Here is a 12,842-nt window from a genome sequence, read left to right as displayed (position 1 = left end):
ATCTATCCCTCCATTATTTGTTTTAATTGCCTTCTATAAAATTCACTTAAAACACTTTCTAAACTCTTTTTTAAATTACTTTCATTATCTTCTTTAATTATCTTTCTAAAGCTTTCTTTTTCTATTATTTCACTACTAATATGTCCCATAATATCTATTTGCATTTGAGTATTATTTTCTGGAATTAACGACACTATTGCATAATCTATATTCTTTTCTTCCTCTATAAAAGTATTATTTAATCTTAATACCCCAAATTTACAATCGAAAACATTTTCATTCTTACAATGTAAAAACATCATATTAAAAGAACTTATATAAGTACTTGAAATAGCTTCTCTTGCTATTAAAGACTTTTCAATACTTTCTGCTTGCTCATGATTTTCAGCGAAAATCTTACTAGCTTCTTTTATAATAGACTTAGTAGAATCTATTGATTCTAATTCTTTTACCTTAACATTTTCTAATATTTTTATAATATCTGCTCCTAAGCTAGTAATTGATTCTATCTTTTCTTTATCGCATCTTGACTCTTTATTTTTCAACGCCTTATATACTCTATCCTTTGATAATCTATGTATAAAATCTTTAAGTATAATCTTATCTCTATCTAAAAATATTGGGTTTACACATACATATTTATAATCTACTTCTAAATCAATAGTTGTTATTATGAAATCAATTCCTTGTCTTTTTAAATTATCAATATCTATGTTTATAGCAGATATAGTTCCTTTTATATCTAGATTATCAAATTCTTTTTTTACATTTGCAGCTAAAAGTCTTGATGTTCCTATTCCAGTTGGACACGCTATTACTACTGAAAATCTTTCATTTTTTATATTTTCTTCTAAAGCAGCTGCAATATGAATTGCAACATATGCCACCTCTGATTCAGGAATCTTATCTACATTAGTTATTTTCTTTAAAATCTCACAAGCTTTTTCACAAGATTTATATACATCGCTATATTGTTCCTTTATCTTATCTAATAACGGATTTCTTATATTAAGCTTCATAGTAAGTCTACTTACTGCTGGTACTAAATGATTTAATAAATCTGTACTTAATTTTTTACGATTTTTTATTTGAATATCGAAATCTTTTTCAACCTCTGATATTATATAGTTAACAATTTGTTTAATATCTAAGTTATCTAAATCAATATCATTTTCAACTTTACTTAATCTAAGTTTTGCTCCCTTTAAATGCATTGTTATATAACCTATTTCATCTTTTGGAATTTGTATATCAAAACTCTTCTCTAAATCTCTTGATATTTTTTCTCCTAAAGAAAATTCTGGTAAAAACTGCAATTCATTAAGTGAATCCTTATCCATTACTATTTTTTCATTATTTTTTATTCTTTGAACTGCTAAAGATAGATGTACAACTAGTCCTATATAAGCACTATCTGACATTTTAAATTCATATTTATTTTCTAAGTCAGAAAGTATATTTTCTATATCTTTAATTATTGATTTATCAATAAACTTTAACAGCCTATTTTCTATAGATAGCTCTATGATATCTTTATTTCTATTATTTTCTAATGAGTCTTTCAATAAGTTAATCATTTCTTTTTCTTCTAAAGTATCATATAAAATATTTGATAATGCTTTTCTATAGTCTTTCTCTTCACCTTCTAGATAAACTCCTAACCCCTGCTTTCTAATAAGTTTTATATTGAAGCTTTTAAGCCATTCTTCTATACTATCTAAATCATTACTTAATGTTCCTTCTGATACTTTTAACAGAGAAGTGAAGTAAAATAATTTTAATGGTTCTTTATTTATTAATAACTCTACTAGGATTATTCTTTGTCTTTCTTCTTTGCTATAATCTTTTTCCACATTTTCAATCTCTAGAAGCTCTAATATTAATTGTTGATTTTCTAGGTTTTCATCTATTATTAATCCAACACCTGGCTTCTTAATAAAATTAAAACCATTTTCATCTAACCATTTCTCTATTTTAGGTATTTCTCTTAATACCGTTCTTGAGCTTATATTTAACTTTTCAGCTATTGCTGAAACAGTTATGGGATTTTTAATAGTTGATTTAGTTAAAATTTGTATTATTTCTTTTTGCCTAGACATTAATTTACTTTTTCTCATAACCATCCCCCATTAGTGACATTTTTAAATATTAACTACTTACAAGTTTATTTTATATTTTTTATTCGTTTACATCAATTGAATCATATACTACAAATGTCTTCAATACTTAGTGACAAATTTAAATAGTTAGTGACACACCTATAAATTTATGTGCTTATCTCAATGTTTATTTTCTAACCTTTTTATACTTTCTATGTAATTAATATAAAAAAATACAAGCTACCTTTGGGTAATACCCTCCAAATGATAACTTGTATTCTACTAATGTATTCCTCATTATTTTTGTAATTTTTTTAGAGCAACTTTAAATGCTTCATCTTCTAAATCAGTATAGCCTTCAAAAACTACTTCTTCTATATCTTCATTATTAAATAAAAATGTATAACCTTCTCCTAAGTATCCTTCTGGATATAATATACCTAAATAATCCCACAACTTCTCTTCTTTCCCTTGTAATTGCATTCTTCCAATAATCATAAGCTTTTTATATCCATCTTTTAAAACCACAATAGTTCCTATAGGTAAAAGAACTCCTTCATTATTGATCACTTATATACCTCCTATAACTCAACACATTATATATATCGCTATTTTATTATACATACTTATTTAAATTTATAGTAGATATTTTTAAAATAATTTAAACTAGGCCATGTATAAATATACTCTTAATCATTTATACACAGCCTAGTTTATTATTTTTTATTATAATTCGTTTTTATTATACTTATTATTCAACAGTTACTGATTTTGCAAGATTTCTTGGCTTATCTATATCACAGCCTCTTTCCTTAGCTACATAGTATGCTAATAACTGTAATACAACAGCTCCCAATACTGGTGCTATTCTAGTAGAAATTTGAGGTATTCTTATGATTTCATCAAAAATAGATGAATCTAATTCTTGTCCTTCATAAGCTATACCAATGATTTCAGCCCCTCTAGACTTAACTTCTCTAATATTACTGATCATTTTATCTTTTAAATTAGTTTGAGTCAATAATGCTATTATTTTAGTTCCTGGCTCTATTAATGCTATAGTTCCATGTTTAAGTTCTCCTCCAGCATATGCTTCTGAATGGATATATGCTATTTCTTTTATTTTAAGAGCACCTTCTATTGCTAATGCATAGTCAACATCTCTTCCTAAATAAAATAAATCTTTCTCTTGAGCTATAATTTTAGCAATCTCTGCAATCTGTGGCTTTTTCTCTAATACATCTTCTATCTTATTAGGTAATTCTAATAAAGCCTTCTTAATTTCAATTTCATCTTCAGATTTTAACATTCCTTTTAAATCAGCTAAATACATACCTAATAAATTCATAACAACTGTTTGAGTTGTATAAGCCTTAGTTGATGCAACTGCAATTTCTGGACCAGCCATAGTATATATTACATTGTCTGCTTCTCTAGAAATACTACTTCCAACAACATTTGTTATAGCTAATGTTTTAGCTCCTATTTTTTTTGCATCTCTAAGAACTGCTAATGTATCAGCTGTTTCTCCTGATTGACTTAGCGTTACTATAAGAGTTTTCTTTGTTACTATTGGATTTCTATATCTAAACTCAGAAGCAATTGCTACTTCAACTGGTATTCTGGCTAAATCTTCAATTGCTACTTTTCCAATTAAACCTGCATTATATGCTGTTCCACATGCAATAATATAAATTCTATCTATTTCTTCTAACTCTTCTGCTGTAAGTTTAAAATCACCTAAATTAATCTTTTCATTTAAAGATACTCTTCCTGACATTGTATCTTTAATAGCCTTTGGTTGCTCATGAATTTCCTTTAACATGAATGAATCATAACCGCCTTTTTCCGCTGCATCCTCATTCCAAGTTACTTTATATATCTCTTTATTTATTCTTTCACCATTTGCTTTAAATATTTTTGCACCTTCATTAGTTAATACTACAAACTCATTATCTTCTAAAAGATAAATATCTCTAGTATAATTCAATACTGCTGGTATATCTGATGCTATGAATGATTCACCATTGCCTATTCCAACTATTAATGGACTATCTTTTCTAACAGCTACTATTTTATCTGGTTCTTGTCCACAAACTACTCCTAAAGCATAGCTTCCTTCTAACTTTTCAGTAGCCTTTACTACAGCTTCAAAAAGATCTCCCTTATAATAATAGTGAATTAAATTAGGTATTACTTCTGTATCTGTTGCTGATTTAAATTCATATCCTTCACTCTTTAACCATTTTGTAAGTTCATTATAATTTTCAATAATCCCATTATGAACTACAGTAATATCACCTTTTGATGTTTGATGTGGATGTGAATTTATATCTGAAGGCTCTCCATGAGTTGCCCATCTTGTATGACCAATTCCTATGGTTCCATCTGCTGAATTATTCTTTAACTCTTCAACAAGATTTGATAAACGACCTTTATGCTTTCTTATTTCAACAGATCCATTATTAATAACAGCTATTCCTGCTGAATCATATCCTCTATACTCTAATTTTGATAATCCTTCTATTAAAAAATTACTAGCTTTCTTATTTCCTATATAACCAACTATTCCGCACATATAAAATCTTCCTTCCATATTTCAATTTTTTCTACTTTTATAAATTTTCTTGTGCTAATTTAATGCAAACATTAAAAAAGTATAAACTAATGCTCGGACATCAAAAAACACAATGAAGGTTTTAACACCAGACTAGATTTGTCCTACAAATCACTTCATAGTTTTACTAGTCGCTAACGGTAGTGCGATACCGTGGGGCACCCGCCGAAGTATTCGATACTCCCCATCCTCGTCAACTCACAAGAGTCCTGGCGCTTTAAATTTAATTTTTAATTAAAAACTCTATTTTTTTAAACCCTCCTTTATTCTTAATTTAATGAAACTGATATTATACTTACATAAAACAACTTAATTCAACATCATTTTTTGTTTTTGTAACTATAATTAATTTTATTTTACCTTTATAAAATTCTAACTTCAATTAATAGATACTATATAAATGTCACTAAGTAATTAATGACAAATTTAAATATCAATAAAAAAATAAAATGCAATGATAAGCTCTAAAATTAACTTTAAACTTAACATCGCATTTATATCTAATTAAGAAACATTATTATATTAAAGTTCTTCACCATTAGTTTTAATTACATTCTTATACCAATAATAACTATCTTTTTTATAACGATTCATTGAAGCTCCTTCTTCCTCTTCTCTATCTACATATACAAATCCATATCTCTTTTGATATCCATTTAACCAGCTTAATAAATCAGTAAATGACCATGTACAATATGCTATTACATCGCACCCTTCTTCTATAGCTATTTTCATTTCTTCAATATGAGCTTTTAAAAATTCTATTCTATAAGGATCATGTATTGAATTATCTTCTTCCTTTTTATCAAATGCACCTAATCCATTTTCTGATATTACTATTGGAAGATTATATCTACTTGTAATTTCTCTTAGTGCATATCTTAACCCCATTGGATCTATAGTCCAATCCCAATCTGTTGTCTTTAAATATGGATTTGATGGATTTTTAAACAATCCTGGTTGTCCTGTAACTTGTCCTGAACCCTTAACTCCTGTGGTATTAAATGTTCCATATGGAGTTACTCCATCAATAGGATTATATTCACATACAGCAGTTTGATAATAATTTACACCCATAAAATCAATTTTTTCTGCTGCCTCTTTTAAAATATCTTCATCTCCATCTTCAAATTTAGGTTCAATCCCTCTATTCTTTAAATAAATAAAAGTTGATTTAGGATAACGTCCATACGCGTACATATCCATCCACCAAAAGTTTTTCATATTATCATAATCCATTTTTGACATTGCATTAATTGGATTACAATCAATAGCATAACTTGGGCTATATGCAAAACTAGCGCCGATTTTCCCCTTAGGAACTAATTTCTTAAATTCTAATACTGATTTTGCATGTGCCATAAATGCATGATGATTAACTTGATAGAATGTCTTTACATCATCAAATTTACCTGGTGGATGCATTGCTGTAAGCCACCCTAATGAAGTAAATATATTTTGCTCATTTAAAGTAATCCAATACTTAACTTTAGAGCCAAAACGTTTAAATAAAATTGTTGCATACCTAACAAAATCATCAACTATTCTTCTACTTTCAAATCCACCATATTGCTCTACTAAAGCTTGTGGTAAATCCCAATGGAATATTGTAACCATAGGCTCTATATTATACTTTAAACATTCATCAATAAGCTCTTCATAAAATTTAAGTCCTTTTTCATTTATCTCTCCATTTCCATCTGGAATTATTCTTGCCCATGAAATTGAAAATCGATAAGTCTTAAGCCCCATTTCTGCCATTAACTTAACATCTTCTTTAAATCTATGATAATGATCTACCGCTACATCCCCTGTAGTATTTTTAAATGTTTTACCTTCAATTCTTACAAACTTGTCCCAGTTTGTAATACCTTTTCCATCTTCTAAATAAGCTCCCTCTACTTGATATGCAGCTGAAGCACTTCCCCATAAAAAACCTTCTGGCATCTTAAAGTTTCCCACAAATTCTCACACTCTCTTTCTAAAACTGTATAATTATACTTTATTCTAGCAAAGGGATAATTTAATTTCCATAATAATATTTCTACTATTTTTATAGTAATAATTAGACATTATTAAAGTTATCTAGTATAAAAAAATAACAAGTTTCTTATACAAACTTGTTATTAAATACTTTCTTTATACTTCTAATGCCTTGTAAATAGCTTTCGCTACTCCATCATTATTATTAGTATCAGTAATATACTTTGCAATTTTCTTAATTTCTGGAATTGCGTTTTCCATAGCATAAGAATTTTCAAATTCCGTAAACATAGAATAGTCATTAAAGCTATCCCCAAGTACTATTACTTCACCTTTATCTATCCCCATCTTTTTAATAGTTTTAGCTAATATTAATCCCTTTTGAGCTTCAATATCGCTTATTTCAATATCATTAGAAAAAGTAGATGCTACAGCTAAATCTGATGTACTTTCTCTTAATTTATCTTTTAATCTAGCTATTAATTTTTCATCATTATCGAAAGTAACTATTTTTAATATTTCTACATTACTTTCTAATATTTCATAGATATTATCTATCTCCTTCATTCCTCTTTCTTTATGGAAATTTTCAACAAACTTCTTTACCTCTTCTTCAGTCATTTTAGGATTAAATAACTTAAATCTATCAATAATAGCCTTTTTATCGCTTTCTTTATTTGTTATATAAGAACCTTTGTTAGTCATTAATTGTATACATAAACCAGCTTCATTTAACATATCAAATACTATTTTTACACTTTCCTTATTCATATATACGCTTTCAATTACATTTCCATTTACATCTCTATACTCTGCACCATTACTTAAAATACATTCACATTTTAAATTACATTCCTCTAAATATGACTTTACCGCTCCATAATCTCTTCCAGTTACAATTGTAAAATGTCTTCCCATTTCTTGGGCTTTTCTTATAGCTTTTAAATTTTCTTCTGATATCATATGGTCATCATTCAATAAAGTTCCATCCATATCACTTGCTATTAGTTTTATCATAACTTAATCCCCTCTTCCTTCTTCTATTGTATTCATATTTATTATATCAAAGTTTTATTATATTTATCTAAATATTACTATTTTAAATTTCATTTTATAATAAACATAAAAATCTCCTTAGTAATATTAATACTTAGGAGATTTTATTGCTTAATTATAGCATTTTATTATATTGATTATAACTTTCAGTGATGTTCCAGTAACCAAATCTTAGATTTGTTCTCTCACTTACACTTCTTCACCATTAGTTTCTATAACTTTTTTATACCAATAGAAACTCTTTTTCTTACTTCTATTTAAAGTACCGTTTCCTTCATTATCTTTATCTACATAAATGAAACCATATCTTTTCTTCATTTCTCCTGTTGATGCAGATACTAAATCAATGCATCCCCATGGAGTATATCCTATTAAATCAACTCCATCAGCAATTGCTTCTTTCATTGCTTTAACATGTTCACTTAAATATTCTATTCTATAATCATCATTAATAGTTCCATCTTCTTCTGGAGTATCTACAGCACCAAGTCCATTTTCAACTATGAATAATGGTTTTTGATATCTATCATATAACTGATTTGCTGTTATTCTTAACCCAAGTGGATCTATTTGCCATCCCCATTCAGATACCTTTAAATATGGATTTCTTACAGTTTTAAATACATTTCCTGCTGTTTTTCCATTAACTACTTCTGGATTAACACTTGCACATCTACTTGAATAATAGCTAAATCCAATGAAATCTACAGTATTATTCTTTAATATTTCTTCATCATTCTCACCAAATACAATTTCAATTCCATTTTCTCTTAGGAATCTCTTTGCATAACCTGGATATTCTCCTCTTGATTGAACATCTATAAAGAATAAATTTTCTCTTTCCTTATCCATAGCTTTTTGTACATCTTCAGGATTACAACTATATGCATAAGTTACTCCTGCTGCAAGCATACATCCAACCATAGAACCTGGAATTATTTCATGAGCCATTTTAGTAGCTAAAGCACTTGCTATAAGTTCATGATGAGCTGATTGATATTTAATTTGAAGCTCATTATCTCCCTCATCAAATCTAACTCCAGCTCCCATAAATGGAAGATGTAATATCATATTAATTTCATTAAATGTCATCCAGTACTTAACTTTATTCTTGTATCTTGTAAATATAGCCTTACAATAGTTTAAATAAAAATCTACAAACTTACGATTTTTCCATCCACCAAACTTTTCAATAATTCCTATTGGAGTATCAAAGTGACATATTGTAACTACTGGTTCTATTCCATGTTTAATCATTTCATCAAACATTTCATCATAAAACTTTAATCCTTCCTCATTTGGAGCTTCTTCATCTCCATTTGGGAATATTCTTGACCATGCAATTGAAATTCTTAAACATTTAAATCCCATTTCAGCAAATAAAGCTATGTCTTCTCTAAATCTATGATAAAAATCTATAGATTCATGTGATGGATAATACTCTCCATCAACAGGTTTTAATATATCAATTTTACCTTCCATAACTTTTCTTCTATTTTCACCAGCTGGACAAAGATCAACAGTTGTTAATCCCTTTCCACCTTCTTTATATCCACCTTCACATTGGTTTGCAGCTAAAGCCCCTCCCCATAAAAAGTTTTCTGGAAATTTATTAAAATTGTTATTCATAACAATACCTCCACACTTAATTAATAACTAAAAGTTAAGAGCTAAGAGTTTATATTAATAATTTCTCACACTTAAGTATCTCTTGGCTCTTATCTTTTTATATTTTTATCTACTATAAAATAGTGATTATATCCTCTCCTGTATTAACTGATTCAATTTCTTTTGGTACTATTTCTAAATAATCCATAGTATTTGTGATAATAACAGGTGTAACTAATTCATAACCTTCTTTTTTAATAGCATCCATATCAAATTCAACTAAAGTATCTCCAACCTTAACCTTATCTCCATCTTTAACATGTGCAGTAAAGTGTTTACCATCTAATTGAACTGTATCCATACCAATGTGAATTAAAATTTCTGCTCCATCTTCTGATTTTAATCCAATTGCATGTTTAGTTTTAAATATCATTTGAACTGTACCATTTATTGGTGAAACTACTTTTCCTTCTGTAGGATTTATAGCAATACCTTTTCCCATCATTTCTGATGCAAATGTTTCATCTTTAACGTCTATTAAAGGAACTATTTCACCCTTTAATGGACTTGCAATAGTTATCTTATTCATTAATGGTGCCTTATCTACAGCAACTTCTTCTGAATTTTCATCTTCTATAGCTTCTACTTTATCCTTATATAATATTAAACCAGCAACAAATGCTACTACTACACTTATTACAGCCCCTATACATGCATATACAAAATTCATCATAGATTCTCCACCAATATAACTTGGTAAAGTTAAAAATCCTGGTGATCCACCTGAATAATTAGAAACTCTAAATAATCCTAGGAATAACCCACCTGCTGCCCCACCAATCATTGATGCATATAATGGAGTTTTAAATCTTAAATTAACACCATATAAAGCTGGTTCTGTAATACCACAAACTGCTGTAATACCTGCTGAAGATGCTAATTGTTTAATTTCTTTATTTTTGCTCTTTATTGCTACTGCTAAAGCCGCTCCACCTTGAGATACATTTGAAGCTAACATACCTGGATATATTATAGTATCATATCCCATAGTCATACGATTATTTATTCCAATTGGTATAAGTCCATAGTGTGTACCTGTCATAACTAATAATGGAGTTAATCCTCCTAATAAAGTAGGTACTAACCAGCTAGCATAAGATTCTAAAGTTTTTATTCCTAATCCAACTTTATCACTTACTATATATCCAATAGGTCCAATTACAACTAAAATTACTATTCCTGAAACAACTGCTGTAATTAATGGTTTTGTGAAGAATTTAATAGCCTTCGGTGATATCTTATCTGCAATTGGTTCAACATATGACATGAACCAAACACCAAGTATTATTGGTAAAACACTTGAACTATATGAAGCTAAAGTAATTGGTAATCCAAAAATGGCTAGTGATTCACCAGTTTCCTTAGCTGTATTAACCATTGTTACAAATGTTGGATGAAGTAATATTCCTCCAAGCATCATAGCTAAATATGGATTACATTTAAATTTCTTAGCTGCTGAGTTTGCTAAAAATATTGGTAAGAAATAAAATGCTGCATCTGCCATAAAGTTAAATATTTGATAACTTTGAGAATCAGTAGAAATTAATTTAAAAGCCGTTAATAATGCAAGTACAGCTTTCATCATACCTGCTGCTGTAATGGCTGGTAATATTGGAGTAAATATACCTGTAATAGTATCTATAACCTTTGCCACAGTCTTACGGTCATCTACCTCTTTAGATTCGCTATTACCTTCAATATTAGCAATTTTCATTATTTCTTTGTAAACATGATTTACATCATTACCTATAATAACTTGATATTGTCCACCTTTGTCTACGACACCCATAACTCCTTTAGTTTTCTTTATTGTTTCTGTATTAGCCTTTGATACATCTTTAAGATTAAATCTTAATCTTGTTGCGCAGTGTGTTAAATTTGATACATTTTCTTGTCCGCCGACATTTTTTAATATTTCTTTTGCTAAATTTTCATAATTCATAGCTTAATTCCTCGCTTTCAATATTTTAATTTTTTCAAATTTAAAATTTTGAAGAATTAAGGTTTTGCCTAGCCTAACCTAGTAACAATCCTATGAAACTTCTAAGGTTATATTAATTTTCCTGCTAATCACCTCCTTAAATTAATTATCAGTTATATATAAAAAACCTAAATTAATTCTTAAAATTTAAGCTAATTTATTTTAATATAAACTTATTTTCTTAAAATTAAGTTCACATTTAAAACACTAAACTTTTATGTTTATTAATTAAAATAAACATTAATAAATTCTTTAGCTTAACTTTAATTATTAATTTAGGTTTTGCCTGATCGAATCAGTTACAATCCTAACGGAAATTATTAAAGTAGTATTTAGTTTTAACAATTTTCATGTACTACTCTAGCTGTATGTATTATTAAATATAACATTTCTTCTTTGGTTAACTGGGTATTATATTTTTGTTTTACAAACCCTTCAATTCTCTTTGTACAGTCATAAGATTTTGGATACTTAAGTTTAATCATATCAAATAAATCATTGTCATTATCTTCATAATATCTTCCACTAGATAATCTTTGAGTGAAGAATTTTAAATGTGTTACAAAGCGATAGTAATTAATTGAATCTTCATCAAATTCAATATTAAAATGATATTTTACCATCTTTAATATTTCCTCAATTAATTTAATCATATCCACTATTTCTGGCATTTCTTGATCAAGCTCACCATTTAAAATATGCATTGCTATTGATGCTGCTTCATCTTCTGGTAACTCAACATTTAAATTTTCTTTAATTACTCTTAATGCATGGATTCCAACATCAAATTCATCTTTATGCAGTCTTTTAATATCCCAAAGCATTGCATTTTTTATTTCTAGATTCTTTTCAGCTCTGCTAATTGCAAAACTAATATGATCTGTAAGAGTTAGATAAATATTTTCATTTAACTTTGTACTTAATTTATTTTCTGCATATTTTATTATATCTTCTGCAATTTCTAAATACTTTGCTGGAATATCATTTACTAATGTAAGCAGTTTTTCATTTATACTTTTATTTTCTAAGACGAATATTTTTTCTATTTTACTCTCATCAATCTCATCGCCTTTTTTCTTTTGAAAAGCTAAACCCCTTCCCATAACAACTGCTTCTTCACCGTTTTCACTTATAATTGTCACAACATTGTTATTTAACACTTTATTTATGATCATATCAGTATAATCCCCTTATTTTATATTTCTTAATTTAAGATATAAATCTTAATTAAGATTATACAAAAAAACCTAAATCAATATCAAATAATGGATATAATTACTCCTATAAAAAAATAATTATACACATATATTTGGTATCAATTTAGGTTTTGCCTGCTTACCCAGTAACAATCCCAAAATGGATTCCACTTATTAACTTGTCTTCATTTTATCAAGTAATGTAAACATTGTCAATATATTTTTTTATTTAATTTTTATAT

At 27.8% G+C, this 12,842-nt stretch carries 8 protein-coding genes; all 8 read right to left on the bottom strand.

Annotated elements, in window-relative coordinates; translation table 11 throughout:
* Positions 1-2 precede the first annotated feature (2 nt).
* The 8 genes from EJJ37_RS13380 to licT all read right to left on the bottom strand — a co-directional run bounded on the left by EJJ37_RS13380 (position 3) and on the right by licT (position 12,579).
* A complete protein-coding gene (locus tag EJJ37_RS13380) occupies positions 3-2,117 on the bottom strand; it encodes a BglG family transcription antiterminator (protein WP_133016081.1) in 2,115 nt (704 codons plus the stop codon).
* Positions 2,118-2,396: 279 nt separating this feature from the next.
* Positions 2,397-2,669, bottom strand: coding sequence for a DUF4176 domain-containing protein (locus EJJ37_RS13375; protein WP_243124893.1), 273 nt, complete (start codon positions 2,667-2,669; stop codon positions 2,397-2,399).
* A 181-nt stretch (positions 2,670-2,850) separates the two neighbouring features.
* Positions 2,851-4,677: a glutamine--fructose-6-phosphate transaminase (isomerizing) gene (gene glmS, locus EJJ37_RS13370; protein WP_133016080.1), complete on the bottom strand. Its 1,827-nt coding sequence runs from the start codon at positions 4,675-4,677 to the stop codon at positions 2,851-2,853.
* Positions 4,678-5,238: 561 nt separating this feature from the next.
* On the bottom strand, positions 5,239-6,663 hold the full coding sequence (locus EJJ37_RS13365; RefSeq protein WP_133016099.1) for a glycoside hydrolase family 1 protein: 1,425 nt from the start codon (positions 6,661-6,663) through the stop codon (positions 5,239-5,241).
* Positions 6,664-6,855: 192 nt separating this feature from the next.
* Complete coding sequence (locus tag EJJ37_RS13360) at positions 6,856-7,716, bottom strand: Cof-type HAD-IIB family hydrolase (RefSeq protein ID WP_133016079.1); 861 nt, start codon at positions 7,714-7,716, stop codon at positions 6,856-6,858.
* Positions 7,717-7,944: 228 nt separating this feature from the next.
* The gene (locus EJJ37_RS13355; protein ID WP_133016078.1) at positions 7,945-9,384 is read right to left on the bottom strand and encodes a 6-phospho-beta-glucosidase; all 1,440 of its coding nucleotides are present in this window, start codon (positions 9,382-9,384) and stop codon (positions 7,945-7,947) included.
* 112 nt (positions 9,385-9,496) lie between these two features.
* A complete protein-coding gene (locus tag EJJ37_RS13350) occupies positions 9,497-11,365 on the bottom strand; it encodes a beta-glucoside-specific PTS transporter subunit IIABC (protein WP_133016077.1) in 1,869 nt (622 codons plus the stop codon).
* A 377-nt stretch (positions 11,366-11,742) separates the two neighbouring features.
* A complete protein-coding gene (licT, locus tag EJJ37_RS13345) occupies positions 11,743-12,579 on the bottom strand; it encodes a BglG family transcription antiterminator LicT (protein ID WP_133016076.1) in 837 nt (278 codons plus the stop codon).
* Positions 12,580-12,842: the final 263 nt, after the last annotated feature.

Source organism: Clostridium cuniculi (genome assembly GCF_004353185.1).
Taxonomy (GTDB): domain Bacteria; phylum Bacillota; class Clostridia; order Clostridiales; family Clostridiaceae; genus Clostridium; species Clostridium cuniculi.
This window is presented reverse-complemented; position numbering and strand designations above follow the sequence as displayed.

Bases quoted from the DNA above. Each gene is read 5' to 3' on its own strand.
- EJJ37_RS13350 (WP_133016077.1), bottom strand. From the start codon at position 11,365: ATGAATTATGAAAATTTAGCAAAAGAAATATTAAAAAATGTCGGCGGA.
- EJJ37_RS13365 (WP_133016099.1), bottom strand. From the start codon at position 6,663: ATGCCAGAAGGTTTTTTATGGGGAAGTGCTTCAGCTGCATATCAAGTA.
- glmS (WP_133016080.1), bottom strand. From the start codon at position 4,677: ATGTGCGGAATAGTTGGTTATATAGGAAATAAGAAAGCTAGTAATTTT.
- EJJ37_RS13360 (WP_133016079.1), bottom strand. From the start codon at position 7,716: ATGATAAAACTAATAGCAAGTGATATGGATGGAACTTTATTGAATGAT.
- licT (WP_133016076.1), bottom strand. From the start codon at position 12,579: ATGATCATAAATAAAGTGTTAAATAACAATGTTGTGACAATTATAAGT.
- EJJ37_RS13355 (WP_133016078.1), bottom strand. From the start codon at position 9,384: ATGAATAACAATTTTAATAAATTTCCAGAAAACTTTTTATGGGGAGGG.
- EJJ37_RS13380 (WP_133016081.1), bottom strand. From the start codon at position 2,117: ATGAGAAAAAGTAAATTAATGTCTAGGCAAAAAGAAATAATACAAATT.